The following is a 21,341-nucleotide window of genomic DNA, read 5'->3' on the forward strand; positions in this document are numbered from 1 at the left end:
CTCCACGCCTGCATACTGAGCGCCGTGACCGATCGCTCCGCCCGCTGGCTCCTGACCTGGGCTGCCGTCCTGACCGGCGTCTTCCTCTTCCTCGGCGTCGCCGTCAGCGCCGGCTGGCAGGCGCTGCTCGACGTCGACGCCAACCTCAGCGACCCGATCGCCGGGCTGGTCGCGCACCACGCCCACGTGATCACCGGGCTGCACTGGGCCGAGCTGCTCACCGGCACGGTCGCGGCCGAGCTGACCGCCCTCGTCGGTGCGGTCCTCCTGGGCTGGAAGGGTCACCCCCGCGCCGGCGTCTACTTCGCCCTGGTCAACGCGCTCACGATCGTCTCGGTCCACCTGCTCAAGGCGGTCTTCGACCGCGACCGTCCCGCGTGGCAGGTTGTCGACCACATCCTCCACAACGGCTCCTACCCCTCGGGCCACGCCGCCTGGGCCACGTCGATCGCCGGCTCGCTCGGCGTACTCGTGTCGATGCTGGTCCGCAAGGCGCCCGTACGCCGGGTCCTCTACTCCGCGCTTGTCCTCTCGGTCGTCGCTATCAGCGCCGACCGGCTGCTGCTCGGCCGCCACTTCCTGACCGACGTGATCGGTGGCGCGGCACTCGGCGGCGTCTGGGTGCTCCTCGTCCTCGCGCTCTACTCCCCCGTGCCGCGCAGCCACGCGCGCCGCCTCGAGCCGCTGCTCGCGACCACGCCGTCGGGCAAGCGCGACCTGCACGTCGTCATGAACCCGATCAAGGTCGAGGACCTCGACGCCTTCCGCAGCGTCGTCGTGCAGATGGCCGCCGACGCCGGCTGGTCCGAGCCCGTCTGGCACTACACGACGGTCGAGGACTCCGGCACCGGCCAGGCCCACGAGGCCTCCGTCGCGGGCGCCGACCTGGTCCTGGTCTGCGGTGGCGACGGCACGGTCCGCGAGGTCTGCGCCGAGCTCGCCGGCACCGGCATCCCGGTGGGCATCGTGCCGGCCGGCACGGGCAACCTGCTCGGCCGCAACCTGTCTCTCCCGCTGTACTTCCGCTCCGCGATCGACGTGGCTCTCCACGGCCAGGACAAGGCGATCGACATGGTCACGCTGTCGGGCGACGGCGTGGAGGACACGTCGTTCCTGGTGATGGCCGGCATGGGCTTCGACGCCGCGATCATGGAGGGCGTCAACGAGGACATCAAGAAGAAGGTCGGCTGGATCGCCTACGTGCTCTCCGCCCTCAAGGCGCTGATGTTCCCGGCGATGAAGCTCGAGATCTCGGTCGACGGTGGGGAGTTCACCACCCACCGGGCGCGCACCGTCGTCATCGGCAACGTCGGCTTCCTCCAGGGCGGCATGCCGCTCATCCCCGACGCCGCGATCGACGACGGTCAGCTCGACGTCGTGCTGCTCTACCCGCGGAAGTTCCTGTCGTGGCTGCCGCTGGCCGTGCGCATCCTGACCAAGCAGAAGCGCGTCGACGCCTCACTGACCCGCTTCACCGGCACCCGCGTCGTGGTGCGCTCCTCGGCCGACGTGCCCCGCCAGATCGACGGCGACATCATCCCGTCGGGCCGCGAGCTCCGGTGCGAGACCGTGCACGGGCGCCTGCTCGTGCGCGTGCCCCGCTGACCGCGACTCAGGGGCGGGCAGCCGCCAGCGCCTCGTCCTCCTCGGGCGAGAGCTGCTGGTCGCAGGACCAGGCGTTGACCGACTTCGCGTAGGTGCGCGCCTCGCTGCGGCCGTGGATCGAGGTGAGCACGACGCCGTTGCCGTCGTCGTCGGCCATCGCGAGCGACCACGACAGGTGGCCGCCCATGTCACCGAACGCGTCGTAGCGCACGACCGCGAGGTGCTTGAGCGCGTAGGCGCCCTCGGCACGCAGCGCGGCGACCTCCTGGCGCAGCCCCTGGACGTCCTCGGGCAGCGGCTCGTGCGCGGTCCCGGTGGCGGCCGGAGCGGCACCGCGGCGCAGCGCCACGAGGGCGAGCGCGCAGGCGGCGAGGGCGAGGAGCAGGGCGGCGATCGCGACGTACAGCACGAGCGGCAGCGTAGTCGCGGCCCGGTGACCTCCCGCGCAGGCTCGCGTGACCACGGGTGCGGGCTCGGGTGGACCGGGCGTGGGGTCGGGGCTCCCTACACTTGGAGCCACCATGGACCTCGCCCTCATCGCGCTCACGTTCGGCACCATCTTCGTGGTCGAGCTGCCCGACAAGACGTTCCTCGCGACGCTCGTGCTCAGCACGCGCTTCCGCCCGCTCTACGTCTGGATCGGCGTCGGCTGCGCGTTCGCGGTGCAGGTGCTGATCGCGGTGGCGCTCGGCAAGGCCCTCTCCCTGCTGCCGGCCGAGGTCGTGCGCGGCGGTGCTGCGGTGCTCTTCCTCGTCGGTGCGTTCCTGCTGCTGCGCGAGGCGCGCGGAGCTGACGCCGAGGAGGCCGACACCGAGGCCGAGTACGCCGCGAAGGCCGACGCGGCGGGCGACCGGCGTACGGCGTGGGCGGCGCTGGCGACGAGCTTCCTGGTCCTCTTCGCGGCCGAGTGGGGCGACCTGTCGCAGCTGCTCGTGCTCTCGTTCTCGGCGAAGTACGACGACCCCGTGTCCGTCTTCGTCGGCGCCCTGGGCGGCCTGCTCGCCGTGAGCGGGCTCGCGGTGCTGATCGGGCGCTGGCTGCTGGCGCGGGTCCGGCTCAGCACGCTTCACTACGTGGGCGCCGGCATGTGCCTGCTCCTGGCCGCGGTGACGATCTACGAGCTGCTCTGACACAAACTGTCAAAGTTGTATAAAGAAAGCGTCCCGCGGGCAGAGAAAAACCCGGTCGTTGTCGACGGGGGATACAACAACGACCGGGCAAGAGAAAGATAGGCGACCGGTCGACCGGACCGCAACACTCGTTGTCATTTCCGGCCGAGAAGTCGGAGCATGGTGCCCGGTTTGTCCGAGATAACCGCTTCGACCCCGAGCTCCTGGCAGTAGCGGAGGTTCTTCTCCGTGTTCACGGTCCACACGTGCATGCGCCGCTGCTCGCGGACCAGGTGCTCGCCGAGACCGGGGTGCAGGTTGAGCTGCTTGATGCCGGGCCCGATGATCCAGTCGCGCGGCACGATCGGGCGGAGCATCGGCCAGTGGTGCGCCTTCTCGACGAGCTGCACCAGCCGCAGGTCAGGAGCGAGCCGCTGCATCCGCAGCAGTGCGGTGTGCGAGAAGCTCATCACCCGCACCGGCGACTCCTTGCCGGCCCAGCCGAACTCGCGCAACGTCTCGACGAGCCGCTTCTCCACCAGCCCGCCGTAGCGCGTCGGGTGCTTGGTCTCGATCGCCAGCTCCACGGGGCGGTGGTACTCCGCCACGGTGGCGAGCAGGTTGCGCAGCGTGAGCACCCCGCCCAGCGCCGGGTCCAGGTCGGGCGCCTCGTCGTCGAGGTCGGACCACGGCTTCTTCCAGCTGGCGAAGTCGAGCTCGGCCAGGTCGCTGAGCTCCATCGTCGACACCTTGCCCGGTGCCCCCGCCGTGCGCCGCAGGTCGCGGTCGTGCACGCACACCAGGTGCCCGTCGGCACTGAGCCGGACGTCGCACTCGACCGCGTCGGCTCCGACCTCGAGCGCCTCGAGGTACGCACCGAGCGTGTGCTCGGCGATGTCCGCGCTGGCTCCGCGGTGGGCGACGACCTCCATGCCGCGATCTTGCACCGGATCGCGCGTTGCGCGCCCGGTTTTCCGCTCACGACGCGCCGCAGTCGGCGCGCGATCGTCAGGCGTGGTCGAGGAGGTAGCGGCCGAAGTGGGGGACGGTGAAGGCGATCAGGCCGCGTTCGGCGGAGTAGATCAGGCCCTTCTTCAGCAGCGCGTCGCGCGCCGGTGACAGCGACTGGGGCTTCTTGCCGAGCTGGATCGCGACGTCGGCGGTCGCGACCGAGCCGATGTCGTCGATGCGCCCCTGGCCGGTCGCGGCCATGTCGACGGCGACGTCGGCCATGGCCCGGAGGTACTCCCGCTCCCCCGGCGTCGCCCGCTCGTAGCGCGAGCCGAAGAAGCCGACCGCGAGCTCCGCCTCGGCGGCAGGCGCGGCGACCTTCACGTCGTCGGCGGTGATCGGCGAGCGCGGCGCGAGGTCCCAGACCTCCTTGCCGTAGGCCTGGATGAAGTACGGGTAGCCGCCGGTCGCGGCGTACATCGCCTCCAGCGCCTCGTCGGTGTACGCCGCGTCCTCGTCGTCGGCGGGCCGGCTCAGCGCCGCGTCGGCGGCGTCGCGGGAGAGCCGGTCGATGCGCTGGTAGCGGAAGAGCCGCTCGGAGTAGGACTTGCTCGCGGAGAGCACGGCCGGGAGGTGCGGCAGGCCGGCGCCGACCACGATGACCGGCAGGCCCGACTGGCTGATCTCGTGGCACGCGGCACAGAGCGCGGAGATGTCGTCGGGGCCGAGGTCCTGCATCTCGTCGATGAAGACCGCGATGCCCTTGCCGACGTCGGCCGCGAGGCCGCCGATGTCGGTGAAGAGCTCGACCAGGTCGATCTCGATGTCGCCGGAGTCGGCACGGCCCTTGCGGGCGACGACGTCGATGCCGGGGTTCCACTTCTCGGCCAGCTTGGCGGCCGGGCCGGCCTCGCGCTGCGCGAACGCCTTGAGCACGCCGAGCACGTGGTCGACGTCGTCCTGCTGCGGGTGGCCGAGCTCGCGGATCGCCTGGTGCAGAGCGCTCGAGAGCGGGCGGCGCAGGCCCTGGTCGGGGCGCGCCTCGAGCTTGCCGGTGCCCCAGCGCTTGCGGACCGCTGCGGAGCGCAGCGCGTTGAGCAGCACCGTCTTGCCGACGCCACGGAGTCCGGTCAGGACCATCGACCGCTCGGGGCGCCCGCGGGAGACCCGCTCGAGCACGACGTCGAACTGCGCCAGCTGCTCGTCGCGACCGGCGAGCTCGGGCGGGCGCTGGCCGGCGCCGGGGGCGTAGGGGTTACGGATCGGGTCCACGATGTGACGGTATCCGGGTTTCTAACGCACGCCCTAGATTGACCTAGCGTGTCGCATCGAGCGCTCAGCCGGCGTCGGAGAGCCCCGAGAGGCGCGCCGCGCGGCGCTCGCCCAGCGCCGCGGCGTACGACGCGTCGAGGCCGGCGCGCAGCACGTCGATGAGGTCGGGGACCTCCTCGATCGCGAGCCGGAAGGTGCCCGCGCAGGTGGTGTCGCGCCAGAGCGAGAGGACGACCAGCCCGGCTTCGTGGTGCCACGTCACCCGCAGCGCGCGCGACGGCGAACGGGCGTCGAGGTAGATCTCGCCCGTCAGCGGAAGCGGGGTGACCGAAGGCACCCCTCCATCATGCTCCCCCGCAACACACCCGTCACGTGGCACGGGCAAGATGGCTCCGTGACCACTCGGGCCGGCCGTGACCTCGTGGTCGTGCGCGCCCTCGTGGTGGCGGGTCTCTCGCTGCTGCTCGCGACCGCCGCCCACGTGACCGCGGGCGGCCTGCTGCCGGCGGCCTGGGCGCTCGCGCTCATGGGCCTGCTCTGCTTCGCCGGCTCCGCGATGGCGCTCGACCGGCGGGCTTCCCGCAGCCGCCTCGCCCTCCTGCTGGTCGGCGGCCAGACGACGATCCACTTCGCGATGACGGCGCTCGCGGGCCACGGCGACGAGGGCGGCCTGCGCGCCACGAACGTCTCCGGCGCGCTCCAGGACGCTGTCCACCACCTGCGCGTCGACGCGGTTGCCGACGGTCCGATGATGGCCGCGCACCTCGCCGCCGCCGGCGCCACCGGCCTCGCCCTCGGCCACGCCGAGCGCGCACTCTGGGCTGTCCTCGGGCTGATCGCCCGCGCCGCGCGCTTCGTCGTCCTCGTGCTGCGGCCGTTCGCCGTCGCGGTGACCACCCGCCCGGCCACGCACCGGCCGGAGACCGACCTCCCGTTCCTCCAGGCGCGCCTGCTCACCGGCGCCTGCGTCGTACGCCGCGGTCCCCCGGAGCTCCTCGCCGCCCACTGACCGCTCCCGGTCCGGGCACCACGTCACCCCACCGCCCTGCGCGCGGCCGCTTCGGCGTACCCGCAGGACGTCCCCACGTGCTCCGAGGAGAACGCATGACCGACACGCTCGTCGTCGACCCCGTCGACGACTCCCCGCCCACCCCGGCGCGCAGGCCGCGCCCGCCCGCCGGCCTCTTCCGCGCCTTCTGGCGCTGGCACCTCTACGCCAGCTTCCTCGTCGTCCCCGTCCTGCTGGTGCTCGCGAGCACCGGCCTGGTCTACCTGCTCCGCTTCCAGATCGAACCCGTGCTCCACCACGACCTCATGAAGGTCGACGTCCCCGCCTCTGGCAGCCGGCTGTCGTACGACGACCAGGCGGCGGCCGTGCTCACGGCGTACCCCGACGGCCGGATCGCGGCCGTGCTGGAGCCCTCCGCGCCGGACCGCTCGACCGACTTCACCGTCTCGACCGCGGCCCCGGGCACGCCGGCCGGGGAGGACGCCACGATCCGCGAGGTCTACGTCGACCCCTGGACGGGGAAGGTCCTCGGCGCCCTCGACCCCGACCACACCGTCTCCGGCTGGGCCAAGAGGGCCCACAAGGACCTGCTGCTCGGCACGCCCGGGCAGTACGTCATGGAGCTCGGCGCCTGCTGGGCGATCGTCATGGCGATCACGGGCTACTACCTCTACGCCCGGGGGCGCGTCGCCCGCGCGCGCCGTCGCGCCGCCGGTGCTGTCGGTGCTGCGCTCCGGCAACGGCACGGGAGGACCGGCCTCTTCGTCGGCGCGGGGCTGCTGCTCCTCATCGTCTCGGGACTCCCCTGGACGATCTGGTGGGGCGGGCACGTGCAGTCCTTCGCCACCGACCGGGGCACCTCGATGTGGTCGGCCGACCCCGGCGCCCAGTCGGCTCCGCCCACCCTCGACGCCTCGATGCCGCACAGCCACAACGTGCCGTGGGGGTCGGGCAAGAGCCCGGTCCCGGAGTCGGCCCCGTCGGCGGGGGCCCGGCCCGTCGGCGTGGACGCCGCGATCGCCTCCGCGTCGGCGCAGGGCCTCGCCCACCCGATGACCGTCGCCGTACCGGCTGACCGGAAGGGGGTCTACTCGGTGATGGGCTACGCCTTCCACGCGCCGAGCCGGGAGGCGACGGTCCACGTCGACCAGTTCACCGGGCAGCCCGTCGCGCAGTACGGCTACCGCGACTACCCCGCCCTGGCGAAGGTCGTCGACCAGGGCATCGCACTGCACGAGGGACGCCGGTTCGGGTCGGCCAACCTCGTCGCGTCGGCGGCGTTCTGCGTCGCGGTGATCGTCATGTGCCTGTCCGGCCCGCTCATGTGGTGGCGCCGGCGCCCGCGCGGACGCTCGGTCGGCGCACCGCGTGGCCGGCTGAACCTGCGGACCGGTCCGGTCGCCGTGGCCGGCCTCATCGGCCTCGCCCTTGTCCTGCCCGTCTTCGGTGCTTCACTGGTCGCGGTCCTCGCGCTCGACCAGCTGGTGCTCCGCCGCGTCACCCCGCTGAAGAGCTTCTTCAACGTCGTCTGACACCCCTCGAAAGGAACACCATGCGCATCGCCCTCACCACCCTCGCCCTCGCCGGCACCCTCGCCCTCGCCGCCTGCGCGAGCGAAGGCACCTCGTCGGCTCCCACGCCGTCGACCAGTACGTCGGGCTCGACGTCGCCGACGGCCAGCGCCTCCGCGAAGCCGGCCAAGGTCATCGACATCACCGTCAAGGGCGACAAGGTCACCCCCAGCGGCGAGATGATCAAGGTCCCGGTCGGCAAGCCGATCGAGCTCCGCGTCACCTCGGACAGCTCCGGCGAGCTGCACATCCACACCACGCCCGCCCAGTCGCTCGAGTACACCCCCGGCACCCACTCGGTGATCATCACGATCCCCCGCCCGGGCACGATCGAGACCGAGCTCGAGCAGACCGGCACCCTGGTCGCCCAGCTCGAAGCCGAGTAAGGGCGCCACCGCGCCTGCACGCCGGCGTACGGGGGCTGCCCCGCGCGCCGGCGTCGCTACTTGAGGAGCTTGGACATCCGCCGGTCGGCGAGCGGCTTGCCCCCGGTCTGGCAGGTGGCGCAGTACTGCAGGCTCGAGTCGGCGAACGACACCTCGCGCACGGTGTCGCCGCAGACAGGGCACGCCTGGCCCGCGCGCCCGTGGACGGCGAGGTTGCTCTTCTTCTCGCCCTTGAGCTCGGACGCCGCGAGTCCGCGGGAGCGGTCGACGGCGTCGCCGATCGTGTCCTTGATCGCGTGGAAGAGCGTGGTCAGGTCGTCGCCCTCGATCGACGACGCCGGCTTGTACGGCGACATGCGCGCCGCGTGGAGGATCTCGTCGGAGTAGGCGTTGCCGATGCCGGCGATCGTGCCCTGGTGCCGCAGCACGCCCTTGATCTGCTTGCGTCCCTCAGCCGCGAGGATCGCCGCGAGCGCCTCCTGGGTGAACTCCTCCGACAGCGGGTCCGGCCCGAGCGAGGCGATGCCGGGGACGTCCTGCGGTGACCGCACGACGTACAGGGCGAGGCTCTTCTTGGTGCCGGCCTCGGTGATGTCGAGGCCCGTGTCGTCGTCGAGGACGATGCGCGCGGCGAGCGGCGACTTGGAGTTCGGGCGGGCGGGCAGCGCGGGGACGGTGTCCTTCCAGCGGATCCAGCCGGCGCGCGCGAGGTGGAGGCAGAGGTGGAGCCCGCCGGCCGAGATGTCCAGGAACTTGCCGTGGCGGGTGACCCCCTCGACGAAGGCACCGTTGAGCGCGGAGAGCGGCGGGTCGAACGTCTTCAGCGCGCTGAACGCCGCGAGGTCGATGCGCACGATCGCGCGGCCGTCGAGGCGACCGGCGAGGTCGAGGGCGAGTGCTTCCACTTCGGGCAGCTCGGGCATGTCTGCGATCCTAGGACGTATGGGCATCCCCACCGTCTCGATCGACCAGGTCCCCCACCCGCTGCCGGAGGGCCTCACCGTCCTCGACGTCCGCGAGCCGATGGAGTGGGCACAGGGCCACATCGAGGGCGCGCTGCACATCCCGCTCGGCGTGCTCACCGTGCGCGCCGGCGAGCTCCCCGCGGGTCAGACGCTCGTGGTGTGCAAGGTCGGTGGCCGCTCGGCGCAGGCGGTCATGTGGCTGCAGCAGCAGGGCCACGACGTCGTGAACCTCGACGGCGGCATGCTCGACTGGGAGGCCGCGGGGCGGCCGATGGTCAGCGAGACCGACGCGCCGCCGTTCGTCGTCTGACTCCTGTCCGCCGGGCCCTGCGTGGGCCATGATGGGCGCGTGACGACTCGGGATCGGCGCGACCTGGTGACGGTGCGTGCCGTCGCGGTCACGCTCCTGTCGGTCGCCTTCGCGACCGGCGCCCACTCCTCGGCCGGCGGCGCCGCGCCATCCGCGGACCTCGTCCTCACCGCGGCGTCACTCTCCTTCGCCGGCTCGCTGGTCTGCCTGCGTGCGGTGGCGACCCCGGCCGGCCTCGGCGCGCTGCTGCTCGCCACGCAGGGCGCGACCCACCTCGTCATGCGGGCGCTCGCGGGCTGCGACCAGCCGATGGCCAGCCCCGACGCCGCGATGACCGCCGCGCATCTGGCCGCCGCGGGCCTCACCGGTCTCGCCCTCGGCCACGCCGAACGGGCCCTCCTCGCGATCCTCGCCCTGGGGGCCCGCCTCGCGGCGTACGTGCCGGGGGCGTGGCCGGCCACGGTCGTCCTCCGGCCGGCGCCGCGCCTGCTCACGCGCGCCCACCTCCCCGCCCGGCGTACGTCGCGGTGGCTGGCCGACTCGCTCGTACGCCGGGGGCCGCCGGCGCGTGTCGCCGCGTCCTGACCCGACGCAGCCGCGCCCCGTCACCCGACCGCCCGACGGGCGGTCGACGACCCTTTGTCTCGGAAAAGAGTCCCGCCATGCCCCTCCGTTCCTCCGCCCGACCCCTCGCCCGACCGCTCGCCCGGCCCCTTGCCCGTCTCGCGGCTCCGCTCGCCGCCGGCGTCGCCGTCCTCGCCCTCGCCGGTCCGGCCAGCGCCCACGTCGAGATCTCGCCGGACACCACGGCCGCCGGCGGCTACGCGCTCCTCACGCTCTCCGTGCCCCACGGCTGCGACGGCTCGGCCACCACGAAGCTCGCCCTGCAGGTGCCGAAGTCGATCCTCTCGGTCACCCCGACCCGCAACCCGTTCTACGACGTCACGGTCACGAAGGCGACGCTGGCCAGGCCGCTGACCGACGCCCACGGCAACGCAGTCACCGAGCGCGACGCGGTCGTCACCTGGACCGCGCACACCCCGCTGCCCGACCACCAGCGCGACGCGCTCGAGCTCTCGGTCAAGCTGCCCGACCACGGCGTCGGCACCCGGCTCACCTTCCCGACGATCCAGACCTGCGCGAAGGGCCAGACCGCCTGGACCGAGCTCCCGGCCGACGGCCAGGACGCGGAGGAGCTCGAGCACCCGGCGCCTGCGTTCAGGCTGACCGCGGCCGCCGACGACGCCGACGGGCACCACGGCGAGAGTGCCGACGACGAGGACGGCGGCAACGAGGACGGCGGCAACGCGCTCGGCGTCGCCGGGCTCGTGGCCGGCCTCGGCGGCCTCCTCCTCGGCGGGGCCGCCCTGGTCATCGCGCGACGCCGCGGCTGACCATGACCCGCCACCTCCGGCAGCCGCCGCGGCGACGCACCCCCGGGTACGTCGTCGCGGCGCTCGCCGCCCTCGTCCTCCTGCTCGTGCCGTCCCCCGCGCAGGCGCACTCCTCGCTGATCAGCAGCGACCCGGTCAACGGCGCCGTGCTGGCGAAGCCGCCCACGCACGCCACCTTCCGGTTCGACGAGTCGGTCGCGCTGGGCGCGGGTGCGGTGCAGGTCTTCGACGCCACCGGCCACCGGCTGCGGGCACCTGCGACCGCCCGCGACACCACCGTCACCGTCGCCCTCCCGGCTGCGCTCGCCCGCGGCACCTACACGGTCGTGTGGCGGGTGGTCTCCGCCGACGGCCACCCCGTCGCCGGCTCGCTCTCGTTCTCGGTCGGCCGGCCCAGCCGCACCGTCACGGCACCCGACGGCCCCGGCGGGAGCCCCCGCTCCGTGGCGGTCCTGCTCGCGGTCAACCAGGCCCTGCTCTACCTCGGCCTCTTCACGGCCGCGGGCCTCGCGGTCTTCGCGACCTGGACCGCCACGGCCCGCCCGCTCCCGCGGCGCCGCGCGCTCCGGCGTACGGCGTGGGGGGCGGGCGCGGTCTCCCTCGCGGGAGGCGTCCTCGCGGTTCCGCTGACCGTCGTGCAGCAACGCGGGCAGGGCCTCGAGCAGCTCGTCGCGGGCGGCTCCTGGACCGGCGGGGGTGCGGCGATGCACCTCGGTCTCGCCGCCGTGTTCGCCGGCCTGGTGCTCGCCGTCGTCACCGTCGTACGCCGTGACCAGTGGCCGCCGCGGGTCGTGCGCTCCACCGCGGTCCTCGCCGTGTTGGTGCCGGCGTGCGGGCTGTCGCTGACGGGGCACTCGCGGGCCGCGACGCCCGAGGCGCTCGTGATGGCGGTCGACGTGCTGCACGTGGTCGCGGGCAGCGCCTGGATCGGGGGACTCGTGGGCCTGGTCCTGGTCCTGCCGCGGAGCCGGCCGGCGGACCGGGCGGGCACGCTGTCGCGTTTCTCGGCCTTCGCGGCCGGCTCCGTCGCGCTCCTGGTCCTCACCGGCCTGGTGATGGCATGGCGCGTGCTCGGCACCTGGGAGCTGCTCGCGTCGGCGTACGGCCGGCTGCTGCTGGCCAAGGTCGACCTGGTCCTGGTCGCGCTCGCCTACGCGGCGGTGAACCGCGGGCTGATCCGCTCCGGCGCGACCGCGAAGGTCGGCCGGGAGGTGCGCGTCGAGGCCGGTCTGCTCGTCGCGGTGCTCGCGCTGACCGCCGTGCTCGTCAACCAGTCACCGCGCACGCTGCTGACCTCCGGAGCCGACCGGGCCGGTGCCGCCTCCGCTGAGCTCGGCGCCGACCACCGCGTGCAGGTCGCCCTGACCCCCGCCCGCGTCGGACCGGCGCAGGTCGTCGTCGAGCTCGAGGACGACGACGGCAAGCCCGTCGAGCCGCGCCGGGACCCGGTGCTCACCCTGCGCGCCGGGGACACCGACCTGGGCGAGGTCCCCCTCACCGACAGCGGCACGGGCACCTGGGTCGCCGACGTGGTGGTGCCGACGTCGGGCGCGTGGACGGCCCAGGTCAGCCTGCGGATCACCCGCTTCGACAACCCGGTGGCCCGCGTGCCACTCACCGTCGCGCCTGCCGGGTGATGCTGCCTTCCGGGCGACGTAGCACGATTGCATGTGCCACCCATTTCGGTGAAAGTCCGGACGGCGGGGCGCTGCGCGCGGAAGACTTCGCTCACCGTCCCTCTCCTCCAGGAGCAGCATGAACCCCCTCGCCCGCCTCGGCGCCACCACCGGCGCCGTCCTCCTCGCCCTGTCCCTCGCCAGCCCGGCCGGCGCCGAGCGCTACGTCCACTACGACGCCCGGGGCGACGTGCAGGTGGAGAACTGCACCTACACCGAGCCGACCGATCCGGCCACGGACCCCAGCCTCGACCCCGAAGAGGACTGCACCACGTCCACCGATCGCACCGTGCGCGAGGGTGACATCACCAAGGTCGTGGTCCGTCACAGCCACTACCGCGTGGTCCTCCGGACCACCTTCCGCGAGCTCACGCGCGGCACGGACTTCAGCGTGCACCTCGGCTCGGTCCGCACCAACGAGCACCTGCACCGCGACATCTTCCTCATGTACACGAAGGGCGAGACCGAGCTCGCCATGATCCGGCCGAACGGCGAGGAGGCGAAGTGCGACATCAGCAAGACGATCGACTTCGCGGACAACTACATCGAGGTCCGGATCCCGCGCCACTGCCTCTCGCGCCCGCGCTGGGTGCAGGCCGGCGTCGGCCAGATCCGGCTCAACTTCACTGAGTCGCCGGACGGCGCGTCGATGTCGTCGTCGATCTTCGTCGACGACGGCCTGTCCCCCACGGTCCGCGACGCGGGCCCCGTCTGGAGCCCCCGCGTCCACCGCGGCTGATCCGTCTGCTGCTGCCGGTCGTCCTCAGCCGAGGGCGGCCGGCAGCGGCGTCTCCAGCGCGACCCGGAGCCGGCGGAGGTACTCCGCGCGCGGAATCTCCACGACGCCCAGCGTCGTCAGGTGGTCGGTGCGCCACTGCACGTCGAGGAGGCGCCGGTCGGCGTGCTCGTCGCTGCCGCCGGAGGTGAGCAGGTCGACGAGGCCGACCAGCGCCACCTTCGACGCGTCGCGCTCGCGGTGGAACATCGACTCGCCCGCGAAGAGACCGCCGATCGCGAGCCCGTAGAGCCCGCCGGCGAGCTGGCCGTCGCGCCAGGCCTCGACCGAGTGCGCCCAGCCCAGCTCGTGGAGCGCGGTGTAGGCGTCGACGAACTCGTCGGTGATCCAGCCGCCGTCGCGCGCCGGATCACCGCACGCGCGCATCACCTCGACGAACGCCGTGTCGACGCGGATCTCGAAGCGCCGGCAGGACTTGCGCAGGGACGCACTGACCTTGAGGCCGCCCAGCGGCAGCACGCCGCGGCGTACGGGGGAGAACCAGCCGAGCAGGTCGTCATCGTCGTCGACCGGCATCGGGAAGAGCCCCGAGCGGTACGCCGCCAGCAGCGTGCCCGGCGCCAGGTCGGCCCCGAGCGCGACGAGATCGTCGTCCTCCCAGTCGGGTTCGCCGCTCGGGTCCGGGAAGTGCCACGGAGAGGGTGGCGGCTCGACGGGATGCACGAGCCCGATCGTAGGGACCCGCCACCTACGATGACCGACATGGGACTCGGAAGCATCGTCGGCCGTCGCCTCGCCCCCCGCGTGCAGAAGCTCGTTCCGGACGTCACGCACAACTTCGTGCGTGAGGCGATGGACAAGGCCATCACCGGCGTCGGGCCGCTCCGCCCGGCCGTCCGCGCGGCGGAGAAGCAGCTCGCCGACGAGGACGGCAACGTGGAGAAGGCGGTCGCCGACATCATCCGCATCCACGTCGCCTACGCGAGCGGGCAGGGCTTCCTCACCAACATCGGCGGACTCATGACCGCGGTCGCCGCGGTGCCGGCCAACATCACCGGGCTCACCCTCGTGCAGGTCCGGATGGTCGCCGAGATCGCGCACGTGCACGGCCTCGACCTCCGCGACGTGAAGGTACGCCGGGCGGTCGTCGCCACCCTGCTCGGCGAGGACGGCGTCAAGAAGGCGGTCAAGAAGAAGCAGCTGCCCGGCACGCCGCACCAGCTCGCCACCGGCCCCGACCTGAAGCCCGAGCTGGAGCAGGCACTCAGCATCGAGGTCTCCACCGCGCTGATCACCCGGGTCGCCGGCCGGCGCCTGGCGACGACGGTCGGCAAGCGCGTGCCTGTGCTCGGCGGCATCGTCGGCCTGACCGCCGACGGCTACGCCACCTGGCAGTTGGGCCGCTACGCCGCCCGCGAGTTCGCCAAGGGCGCCTGACGCCCTGACGCCCTACAGGCCCTGGCGCTTCTTGTACGCCGCGATGGCCCGGCGGCCCCAGGGGCGCCCCGAGGCGTAGGTGTAGGCGCGCACCTTGGTGCGCTCCTTGAACGGCAGCTCGGCCTTGTCGAGAGCCGCGCGGGCCTCGGCCAGCTCGGCGCGCAGCTCCTCCTCGACCTCGCGGAGCCGCGAGGCCTCGACGAGGAGCGCGGTCAGGGCCTCCACGGCAGCGAACGCGACCTGGCGCTCGCGCGGCCGGTCGGGGTCGGCGTACTCACCCTCGGCGGGGGCCGGCGTCAGGTCGGCGAGGTCGCCGACGACGCGGTAGCCGCGCTCCTGCAGCGTCGCCACCCAGCCGCGGGCGAGCGAGTCGGCCCACTCCCACACCGCCTGGGGTACGCCGAGGCGCGGCGACTCCGTGCGCAGCGCGAGGGTCTGGTGGGCGAGGAGCTCGCGGACCAGGACGCGGTAGTGCTTGGGCGGCACGACCTTGGTGGCGGCGCGGTTGACCCGGCGCAGCAGCGCGGTCTCGGGGACGCCCATCGAGGGGTTGGCCCGCTCGGTGTGCAGGTCGAACTTGTAGTCGGCCAGGTCGAAGGCCTCGGCGAAGCGCTGCCACAGCAGGTCGCGGTCGGCGCCCGGCGGCGGCACGGTGATCAGGGTGACCCGGTCGGCGGGCAGGTCGGCCGCCCAGCGTCCGAGGATCGCGGGGACGTCCTGCGCGTCCCAGAACCACGGCGCCACGCCACCGGGGCGCTCGGGGTCCTGGATCTGCTCGAGGAAACGCTTGTAGCGAAGCGTCCGCCGGTGCTTGACGTTCTCCTGCCACTCCGCCGGGATCTGGCGGGCCAGGTCGCGCACCGAGACGAGGATCCGCACCTCGCGGTCGGGGTGGCCCAGCGACTTGAGGGCGCGCTTCACGTCGGCCGGCTTGGCGGTCGCCAGGATCTCGTGGCTGATGATGACCGGGCCGTCCCAGGCGCGGACCTTGCGGGCCAGGTCGTCCCACGCGCCGACGGCCTCCTTCTCGAGGCCTCCCCACGGCAGGCGCATCAGGTCGAGCGCAGCGAGGAACTGGCCGTCGAAGCGCTCCGCCGGGTAGAGCAGCCCTTGCTTGGCGAGCCCGTCGCGGTTGCCGAAGAGCACGTCCTGGAGGTACGACGTGCCGGTCTTGGGGGTGCCGACGTGGAGGTAGATCGGCCCCTGGGTCGCGGGATCGGTCACGGTGACTCCTCACAGAGGGCGAGCAGGGTGCGGACGGCGACCGCGAGGAGGGCCGGCTGCTGGTGGTCGGAGCCGGGCCACCGCACCGTGCCCTCGTCGCGCAGGGCGAGGTCGGCCGGGTCGCCGTGCAGAGCGTAGCCACCCGCGCGGACGCCCTCGACGATGTCCGCTGCATGCCGCCGGAGCCACGGCTCGAGGCGGTCGCGGACGCGCGGGCCCGGCCCCTGCTCGCGGGCGAGCAGCGGGTGGAGCACCTCCGCGACGATGCGCGCGTGGCTGGCACGGTCGGTCAGGATGCCGAGCTGCTCCGCGGTGCGGCGGGCCAGCTCGACGGGCGCGGCGGCCACCGGCGGGTGGACGACGGTCAGCGGCTCATGGGCGACCCCGGCCAGCGGACCGGGACGGGTGACGACGTGCACGCGCCCTGCACCGACGAGGCCGGCCCAGCGGGCGGCGACCCACGCGGCGTCGGAGCGCGGGGGGATCCGGTCACGCGCGGCGAGGGTCGCGGTCATGCCGCCCCAGGTGCGGTTGACGCCGCCGTGGACCTGGAACGCCCACGCGTCGGCGAGCGCCTCGTCGAGCGGGCGGCCGAGCACCACGACCTGCGTCGGCCGCAGGGGCCGCAGCGCCGGGAGGCCGCTGGCTGCCCGCGTCGCCGCCACGGCGAGCGGCGCCCCCACGAGGAGTACGCCGCGGCGGGGCGCCCGCAGGTCCCGGCGGCGAACCCGCGCGGGTCCCGGGTCGCGACGGAGCAGGTCCTCCGCGAGCAGCCCGACGGCGAGGCGCACGGCGGAGCTGGCCCCGCTGCCGCGCCCGGGCACGCTGGCCTGCTCGACCCGGTCGACGAGGCGCTGCACGGCCGCCGCGGACGGCGGGTGCGCGAGCCCGGAGGCGACGTCGGCGACCAGGTGCGCGACGTACTGCTGGGGGTCGCTCGTCGGCGGCGCCCCGGGTGTCGTCATGCCGGCGATTCTGCCCCATCGACCGTGAAGAGGACCGCTCCGAGGGCGACCTGGGCGCCGGTGGCGCAGGCGACCTCCGTCACGGTGCCGTCGAAGGGGGCGGTGAGGCTGAGCTCCATCTTCATCGCCTCGAGGACGCCGAGGACGTCGCCCTTCGTGACCTGCTGGCCGGCCTCGACCCGGACGGCCAGGACGGTGCCGGGCATCGGTGCGAGGACCGAGCCGTCACCGGCGTGCGCGGTGTGGTCGCGGTCGGCGGTGTGCCGCGCGAAGAGCGTGCGCTGGCCGGCGACGACCACCTCGGCGCCGCGGCGGTCGCGGCGTACGACGCCGTAGAGCCACTCGCCATCGACCGCGGCGTGGACCACCTCGACGCCCGGTGCGAGCGGCTCCCGGAGCTCCTCGCCCCAGGTGACCGCCGCGCCGCCGGCGGTCTCGACGCGGGCGGGGCCGAGCAGGCGGAGTGCGGGCGTGTCGGCGAGGACCGGCCGGAGGGGCGCAGCAGCGCCGCCGTCGCGCCAGCCGTCGTGGCTGAGCGGGGTGCTCGTCGCGGGAAGGTCGAAGGACGACTCAGCGAGCGCGGCGAGGATGGCGGCGGCGTCCGTCGCGGGGGGCTCGAGCGTGGTGCGGTCGAGCCAGGCGGTGTCGATCGCGGCGTCGCGGAACGCGTCGGAGGCGACCAGCTCGCGCAGGAAGCCGGTGTTGGTGGTCAGGCCGAGGACGAGCGTGTCCTCGAGCGCGTGGACGAGCCGCTGGCGGGCCTGCTCGCGGTCGGCGCCGACCGCGATCACCTTGCCCAGCATCGGGTCGAAGCCGGTGGTCACCTCCTGCCCCGACTCCAGCGCGTGGTCGACGCGGGCGCCGTTCCAGTCGGGCCAGGAGACGTACGCCGCGTGGCCGGCCTGTGGCAGGAAGCCGCCCCACGCGTCCTCGGCGTACACGCGCGCCTCGATGGCGTGTCCCTCGGTGGTGACGTCATCCTGGGTGAAGCCGAGGGGCTCGCCGGCTGAGATGCGGAGCTGGAGCTCGACGAGGTCGGCGCGCTCACCGTTGACCCGGATGACCTCCTCGGTGACCGGGTGCTCGACCTGGAGACGGGTGTTCATCTCGAGGAAGTAGGCCTCGCCCGTCGCCTCGTCGAGCAGGAACTCGACGGTGCCCGCACCTGTGTAGCCGGCGTGCTGCGCGAGGGCGACGGCTGCGTCGGTGATGTCGCGGCGCTGCGCGTCGGTGAGCGTGGGGGCGGGGGCCTCCTCGAGCACCTTCTGGTGGCGGCGCTGCGTGGAGCAGTCGCGCTCGAAGAGGTGCACGACGTTGCCGTGGCTGTCGCCGAAGACCTGGACCTCGATGTGGCGGCCGCGCTCGACGTACTTCTCGAGGAGCAGGGTGTCGTCGCCGAACGCCTTCGCCGCCTCGCGCGCTGCTGCCTCCTGCGCTGCCTGGAGGTCGGCGGCGCTGCGCACGACGCGCATGCCCTTGCCCCCGCCGCCGGCCGCGGCCTTGACCAGCACCGGATAGGCGAACGTCGCCGGGTCGTCCTCCAGCGTGTACGCCGGCACGACGGGCACGCCCGCGGCCTCGGCGATGGCGCGGGCCCGGTCCTTGCGGCCCATCGCGTCGATGACCTCCGGCTGCGGGCCGACCCAGGCCAGGCCGGCCTCCTCGACGGCGCGCGCGAACGCGGCGTTCTCGCTGAGGAAGCCGTAGCCGGGGTGGACGCCTGTGGAGGACGGGGTGCTGTTGTCCGTGGCCGCCGCGATGATCGACGCCATGTCGAGGTAGCCCGGCAACTGCACGGCGTGGTCCGCCTCGCGCACGTGGAGGGCGCCGGCGTCGGCCTCGGTGAAGACCGCGATCGTCCGGATGCCGAGGGTGCGCGCGGTGCGGATGACGCGGCGGGCGATCTCGCCGCGGTTGGCGATGAGGAGGGTGTCCATGTCGGTGTGGCTCACATTCGGAAGACGCCGTAGGAGGGTGCCTCGACCGGGGCGTGCGCGGCTGCCTCCAGGGCGATGCCGAGCACGCGGCGGGTGTCGACCGGGTCGATGACGCCGTCGTCCCAGAGCCGCGCGGTGGAGTAGTAGGCCGAGCCCTGCTCGTCGTACATCGCGCGGATCGGGTCCTTGAACGCCTCCTCCTGCTCGGAGGTCCAGGTGTCGCCCTTCGCCTCGATGCCGTCGCGCTTGACGGTGGCGAGGACCGAGGCGGCCTGCTCGCCGCCCATGACGGAGATGCGCGCGTTGGGCCACATCCAGAGGAAGCGCGGGTCGTAGGCGCGGCCACACATGCCGTAGTTGCCCGCCCCGAAGGAGCCGCCGATGACGACGGTGAACTTCGGGACGGTCGAGCACGCGACGGCGGTGACCAGCTTGGCGCCGTCGCGGGCGATGCCGCGGTTCTCGTACTCCTTGCCGACCATGAAGCCGGTGATGTTCTGGAGGAAGAGCAGTGGGATCCGCCGCTGGTTGCAGAGCTCGATGAAGTGCGCGCCCTTGAGGGCCGACTCGCTGAAGAGGATGCCGTTGTTGGCCACGATCCCGACCGGGTGGCCGTGGATGTGGGCGAAGGCGCAGACCAGCGTCTCGCCGTACAGCTTCTTGAACTCCTGCATGCGGCTGCCGTCGACGATCCGCCGGATCACCTCGCGCACGTCGTAGGGCTGACGGCTGTCGGTGGGCACGACGTCGTAGAGGGTCTCCGGGGCGAGCAGCGGCTCCTCGACGGGCACGGTCGTCCACGGGACCGGGGGGCGCTCGGGGCAGGTGGCGACGATCTCGCGGAGGATGTCGAGCGCGTGCGCGTCGTCCTCGGCCAGGTGGTCCGCGACGCCGGAGGTGCGGGCGTGCACGTCACCGCCGCCGAGCTCCTCGGCGGTGACGACCTCGCCGGTGGCGGCCTTCACCAGCGGCGGCCCGCCGAGGAAGATCGTGCCCTGGTTGCGGACGATGACGGTCTCGTCGGACATCGCCGGGATGTAGGCACCGCCCGCGGTGCAGGAACCCATGACGGCGGCGAGCTGCGGGATGCCCTGGCCGGAGGCGTTGGCCTGGTTGAAGAAGATCCGGCCGAAGTGCTCACGGTCGGGGAAGATCTCGTCCTGCATCGGCAGGAAGCCGCCGCCGGAGTCGACGAGCGCGATCGCGGGCAGCCGGTTCTGCAGGGAGATGGTCTGCGCACGCAGGTGCTTCTTGACGGTCATCGGGTAGTAGGTGCCGCCCTTGACCGTGGCGTCGTTGGCGATGATCACGCAGAGCCGGCCCGACACCCGCCCGAGGCCCGCCACGATGCCCGCGCTGGCGGCGTCGAAGTCGTAGACGCCGTCGCCGGCGAGGGGGCTGAGCTCGAGGAACGGGCTGCCCGGGTCGAGCAGCCGGTCGACCCGCTCACGGACCAGGAGCTTGCCGCGCTCGGTGTGCTTGGCGCGGGCCGACTCGCTGCCACCCGCACCGCCCGCGCGTACGGCGGCGAGGCGCTCACGGAGCTCGGCGGCGAGGTCGCGCAGGGTCGGAGATGTCGTCACGCCGACAGGTTAGCGATCATTAACCTCGGGCACTAGGGTGGACCCATGGCCGGCACCCGACGTGACGAGATCCTGGCGATCGCAGCGACCCTCTTCGCCCGCCGCGGCTACCACGGCGTCTCGGTCGCCGAGCTCGGCAAGGCCTGCGGCATGAGCGGCCCGGCGCTCTACAAGCACTTCGCCTCGAAGGAGGCGGTGCTCGCCGAGATGCTCGTCGGCACGAGTGAGGAGCTCCTGCAGGGGGGCAGGGCGCGGGCGCGCGGCCTCACGCCGGAGGAGGCACTCGCGGCACTCGTCGACTGGCACATCGACTTCGCGCTGCGCCACCGCGCGCTCATCGTCGTGCAGGACCGCGACTGGTCCTCGCTCCCCGACGACGCCCGCGAGCAGGTCCGCTCCCTCCAGCGCAGGTACGTCGAGCTCTGGGCGAAGCAGCTGCGCGCGGCGCATCCGGCGCTCCGGCCGGTCGAGGCCCGCGCGCGCGTCCACGCGGCGTTCGGGCTGCTGAACTCGACGCCCCACAGCGCCCTCCTGCCCGACGAGGCGATGCGCGCGACGCTGCGCGAGATGGCGCTGGGCGCCCTCGGCGTACGGCCCTGACAGACTCGGCCCCATGAACGACGCGCCCTCCGCCCGCTGGTTCGACGAGTGGACGCTCGAGCAGCGCCAGGAGTACGCCGCACGGTTCCGCGCGCTCGCGGCGTCCGGCCGCGACATCGACGGCGAGGCCCGGCTGGTCGACGCGCTCGCCGAGCGCGGCGCCCGGATCCTCGACGCCGGCTGCGGCGCGGGACGGATGGCGGCGTACCTCGCGGCGCAGGGGCACGACGTGCTCGGTGTCGACATCGACCCGGTGCTGGTGGAGGCCGGCCGCGCCGACTACCCGGGGCTGCCACTCGAGGTCCTCGACCTGCGCGACGTCTCGCCCGCGCTCGGCACCTTCGACCTCGTGGCCAGCGCCGGCAACGTGATGGTCTACGTCGAGCCGGGCACGGAGCGCGCCGTGCTGGCCGCGCTCGCCTCCGTGCTGCGGACGGGCGGCCGTGCGGTCTTCGGGTTCGCCACCGACCGCGCCTACACGCACGATCACCTCGACGAGGACGCGGCCTCGGTGGGGTGGACCCGCGAGGCGCGCTGGGCGACCTGGCAGATGGATCCGTTCACCGCCGATGCCGACTGGGCGGTCAGCCTCTACCGCGCCTGACCCGCCA

Annotated in this window: 23 protein-coding genes; 13 read left to right on the forward strand and 10 right to left on the reverse strand. The window is 73.4% G+C overall.

The genetic code is table 11. From position 1 onward, the window contains the following. Positions 1-24: 24 nt before the first annotated feature. The gene (locus tag IEX47_RS07330) at positions 25-1,605 is read left to right on the forward strand and encodes a bifunctional phosphatase PAP2/diacylglycerol kinase family protein (RefSeq protein ID WP_229662708.1); all 1,581 of its coding nucleotides are present in this window, start codon (positions 25-27) and stop codon (positions 1,603-1,605) included. 7 nt (positions 1,606-1,612) lie between these two features. Here the strand turns inward: IEX47_RS07330 and IEX47_RS07335 are convergent, their stop codons facing one another. Further along, positions 1,613-2,014 carry a DUF4446 family protein gene (locus IEX47_RS07335; protein WP_229662709.1) on the reverse strand — a complete coding sequence of 134 codons (402 nt, stop codon included), beginning with the start codon at positions 2,012-2,014 and terminating at the stop codon, positions 1,613-1,615. A gap of 112 nt (positions 2,015-2,126) precedes the next feature. On the opposite strand from IEX47_RS07335, the gene IEX47_RS07340 reads away from it, so the two are divergent. Beyond that, positions 2,127-2,735, forward strand: coding sequence for a TMEM165/GDT1 family protein (locus tag IEX47_RS07340; protein ID WP_188783367.1), 609 nt, complete (start codon positions 2,127-2,129; stop codon positions 2,733-2,735). A gap of 134 nt (positions 2,736-2,869) precedes the next feature. Here IEX47_RS07340 and IEX47_RS07345 read toward each other — a convergent pair whose 3' ends face one another. From IEX47_RS07345 to IEX47_RS07355, 3 genes are all read right to left on the reverse strand, one after another. After that, positions 2,870-3,646 carry a glycerophosphodiester phosphodiesterase gene (locus IEX47_RS07345; protein WP_188783368.1) on the reverse strand — a complete coding sequence of 259 codons (777 nt, stop codon included), beginning with the start codon at positions 3,644-3,646 and terminating at the stop codon, positions 2,870-2,872. A 76-nt stretch (positions 3,647-3,722) separates the two neighbouring features. After that, positions 3,723-4,937 carry an ATP-binding protein gene (locus IEX47_RS07350; protein WP_188783369.1) on the reverse strand — a complete coding sequence of 405 codons (1,215 nt, stop codon included), beginning with the start codon at positions 4,935-4,937 and terminating at the stop codon, positions 3,723-3,725. Positions 4,938-5,001: 64 nt separating this feature from the next. Beyond that, entirely contained in the window at positions 5,002-5,274 is a 273-nt protein-coding gene (locus tag IEX47_RS07355) for a hypothetical protein (RefSeq protein WP_229662710.1), read from the reverse strand. A gap of 57 nt (positions 5,275-5,331) precedes the next feature. Here IEX47_RS07355 and IEX47_RS07360 point away from each other — a divergent pair, with 57 nt between their 5' ends. The 3 genes from IEX47_RS07360 (at position 5,332) to IEX47_RS07370 (ending at position 7,903) form a co-directional block, all read left to right on the forward strand. Then, complete coding sequence (locus IEX47_RS07360) at positions 5,332-5,946, forward strand: hypothetical protein (protein ID WP_188783370.1); 615 nt, start codon at positions 5,332-5,334, stop codon at positions 5,944-5,946. A gap of 95 nt (positions 5,947-6,041) precedes the next feature. After that, on the forward strand, positions 6,042-7,478 hold the full coding sequence (locus IEX47_RS07365) for a PepSY-associated TM helix domain-containing protein (protein WP_188783371.1): 1,437 nt from the start codon (positions 6,042-6,044) through the stop codon (positions 7,476-7,478). Between the two features lie 20 nt (positions 7,479-7,498). Next, positions 7,499-7,903 (forward strand): cupredoxin domain-containing protein, encoded by a 405-nt coding sequence (locus IEX47_RS07370; protein WP_188783372.1) that lies wholly within the window; start codon positions 7,499-7,501, stop codon positions 7,901-7,903. A 56-nt stretch (positions 7,904-7,959) separates the two neighbouring features. On the opposite strand, the gene IEX47_RS07375 is transcribed toward IEX47_RS07370, so the two are convergent. Next, positions 7,960-8,826: a DNA-formamidopyrimidine glycosylase family protein gene (locus IEX47_RS07375; RefSeq protein ID WP_188783373.1), complete on the reverse strand. Its 867-nt coding sequence runs from the start codon at positions 8,824-8,826 to the stop codon at positions 7,960-7,962. 19 nt (positions 8,827-8,845) lie between these two features. Here IEX47_RS07375 and IEX47_RS07380 point away from each other — a divergent pair, with 19 nt between their 5' ends. The 5 genes from IEX47_RS07380 to IEX47_RS07400 all read left to right on the forward strand — a co-directional run bounded on the left by IEX47_RS07380 (position 8,846) and on the right by IEX47_RS07400 (position 12,987). Further along, entirely contained in the window at positions 8,846-9,178 is a 333-nt protein-coding gene (locus tag IEX47_RS07380; RefSeq protein ID WP_188783374.1) for a rhodanese-like domain-containing protein, read from the forward strand. Between the two features lie 39 nt (positions 9,179-9,217). Next, positions 9,218-9,763, forward strand: coding sequence for a hypothetical protein (locus tag IEX47_RS07385; protein WP_188783375.1), 546 nt, complete (start codon positions 9,218-9,220; stop codon positions 9,761-9,763). Positions 9,764-9,840: 77 nt separating this feature from the next. Continuing rightward, positions 9,841-10,572 (forward strand): YcnI family copper-binding membrane protein, encoded by a 732-nt coding sequence (locus IEX47_RS07390; protein WP_188783376.1) that lies wholly within the window; start codon positions 9,841-9,843, stop codon positions 10,570-10,572. A 2-nt stretch (positions 10,573-10,574) separates the two neighbouring features. Next, a complete protein-coding gene (locus tag IEX47_RS07395; RefSeq protein ID WP_188783377.1) occupies positions 10,575-12,209 on the forward strand; it encodes a copper resistance CopC/CopD family protein in 1,635 nt (544 codons plus the stop codon). A gap of 118 nt (positions 12,210-12,327) precedes the next feature. Beyond that, positions 12,328-12,987, forward strand: coding sequence for a hypothetical protein (locus tag IEX47_RS07400; protein WP_188783378.1), 660 nt, complete (start codon positions 12,328-12,330; stop codon positions 12,985-12,987). Between the two features lie 24 nt (positions 12,988-13,011). On the opposite strand, the gene aat is transcribed toward IEX47_RS07400, so the two are convergent. Continuing rightward, on the reverse strand, positions 13,012-13,707 hold the full coding sequence (aat, locus tag IEX47_RS07405; protein WP_188783379.1) for a leucyl/phenylalanyl-tRNA--protein transferase: 696 nt from the start codon (positions 13,705-13,707) through the stop codon (positions 13,012-13,014). Positions 13,708-13,746: 39 nt separating this feature from the next. On the opposite strand from aat, the gene IEX47_RS07410 reads away from it, so the two are divergent. Next, positions 13,747-14,421: an EcsC family protein gene (locus tag IEX47_RS07410; protein WP_188783380.1), complete on the forward strand. Its 675-nt coding sequence runs from the start codon at positions 13,747-13,749 to the stop codon at positions 14,419-14,421. Positions 14,422-14,433: 12 nt separating this feature from the next. Here IEX47_RS07410 and IEX47_RS07415 read toward each other — a convergent pair whose 3' ends face one another. The 4 genes from IEX47_RS07415 to IEX47_RS07430 are packed head-to-tail and all read right to left on the reverse strand — an operon-like array spanning position 14,434 to position 20,130. Next, positions 14,434-15,645: a hypothetical protein gene (locus IEX47_RS07415; RefSeq protein ID WP_188783381.1), complete on the reverse strand. Its 1,212-nt coding sequence runs from the start codon at positions 15,643-15,645 to the stop codon at positions 14,434-14,436. Then, positions 15,642-16,610, reverse strand: coding sequence for a serine/threonine-protein kinase (locus IEX47_RS07420; RefSeq protein WP_188783382.1), 969 nt, complete (start codon positions 16,608-16,610; stop codon positions 15,642-15,644). The genes IEX47_RS07415 and IEX47_RS07420 overlap by 4 nt, the downstream gene beginning before the upstream one ends. Beyond that, the gene (locus IEX47_RS07425; protein WP_188783383.1) at positions 16,607-18,547 is read right to left on the reverse strand and encodes an acetyl/propionyl/methylcrotonyl-CoA carboxylase subunit alpha; all 1,941 of its coding nucleotides are present in this window, start codon (positions 18,545-18,547) and stop codon (positions 16,607-16,609) included. The genes IEX47_RS07420 and IEX47_RS07425 overlap by 4 nt, the downstream gene beginning before the upstream one ends. Positions 18,548-18,558: 11 nt before the next feature. Then, on the reverse strand, positions 18,559-20,130 hold the full coding sequence (locus IEX47_RS07430; RefSeq protein WP_308423259.1) for a carboxyl transferase domain-containing protein: 1,572 nt from the start codon (positions 20,128-20,130) through the stop codon (positions 18,559-18,561). A 45-nt stretch (positions 20,131-20,175) separates the two neighbouring features. On the opposite strand from IEX47_RS07430, the gene IEX47_RS07435 reads away from it, so the two are divergent. Together IEX47_RS07435 and IEX47_RS07440 are read left to right on the forward strand one after the other, a co-directional pair. Continuing rightward, entirely contained in the window at positions 20,176-20,730 is a 555-nt protein-coding gene (locus IEX47_RS07435; protein WP_188783384.1) for a TetR/AcrR family transcriptional regulator, read from the forward strand. Between the two features lie 13 nt (positions 20,731-20,743). After that, positions 20,744-21,334 carry a class I SAM-dependent methyltransferase gene (locus tag IEX47_RS07440; protein WP_188783385.1) on the forward strand — a complete coding sequence of 197 codons (591 nt, stop codon included), beginning with the start codon at positions 20,744-20,746 and terminating at the stop codon, positions 21,332-21,334. Positions 21,335-21,341: the final 7 nt, after the last annotated feature.

The organism is Nocardioides phosphati, from assembly GCF_014646375.1.
GTDB lineage: Bacteria > Actinomycetota > Actinomycetes > Propionibacteriales > Nocardioidaceae > Nocardioides > Nocardioides phosphati.

Bases quoted from the DNA above. Each gene is read 5' to 3' on its own strand.
- IEX47_RS07340 (WP_188783367.1), top strand. From the start codon at position 2,127: ATGGACCTCGCCCTCATCGCGCTCACGTTCGGCACCATCTTCGTGGTC.
- IEX47_RS07345 (WP_188783368.1), bottom strand. From the start codon at position 3,646: ATGGAGGTCGTCGCCCACCGCGGAGCCAGCGCGGACATCGCCGAGCAC.
- IEX47_RS07365 (WP_188783371.1), top strand. From the start codon at position 6,042: ATGACCGACACGCTCGTCGTCGACCCCGTCGACGACTCCCCGCCCACC.
- IEX47_RS07370 (WP_188783372.1), top strand. From the start codon at position 7,499: ATGCGCATCGCCCTCACCACCCTCGCCCTCGCCGGCACCCTCGCCCTC.
- IEX47_RS07375 (WP_188783373.1), bottom strand. From the start codon at position 8,826: ATGCCCGAGCTGCCCGAAGTGGAAGCACTCGCCCTCGACCTCGCCGGT.
- IEX47_RS07380 (WP_188783374.1), top strand. From the start codon at position 8,846: ATGGGCATCCCCACCGTCTCGATCGACCAGGTCCCCCACCCGCTGCCG.
- IEX47_RS07390 (WP_188783376.1), top strand. From the start codon at position 9,841: ATGCCCCTCCGTTCCTCCGCCCGACCCCTCGCCCGACCGCTCGCCCGG.
- IEX47_RS07395 (WP_188783377.1), top strand. From the start codon at position 10,575: ATGACCCGCCACCTCCGGCAGCCGCCGCGGCGACGCACCCCCGGGTAC.
- IEX47_RS07400 (WP_188783378.1), top strand. From the start codon at position 12,328: ATGAACCCCCTCGCCCGCCTCGGCGCCACCACCGGCGCCGTCCTCCTC.
- IEX47_RS07410 (WP_188783380.1), top strand. From the start codon at position 13,747: ATGGGACTCGGAAGCATCGTCGGCCGTCGCCTCGCCCCCCGCGTGCAG.
- IEX47_RS07420 (WP_188783382.1), bottom strand. From the start codon at position 16,610: ATGACGACACCCGGGGCGCCGCCGACGAGCGACCCCCAGCAGTACGTC.
- IEX47_RS07425 (WP_188783383.1), bottom strand. From the start codon at position 18,547: ATGGACACCCTCCTCATCGCCAACCGCGGCGAGATCGCCCGCCGCGTC.
- IEX47_RS07435 (WP_188783384.1), top strand. From the start codon at position 20,176: ATGGCCGGCACCCGACGTGACGAGATCCTGGCGATCGCAGCGACCCTC.
- IEX47_RS07440 (WP_188783385.1), top strand. From the start codon at position 20,744: ATGAACGACGCGCCCTCCGCCCGCTGGTTCGACGAGTGGACGCTCGAG.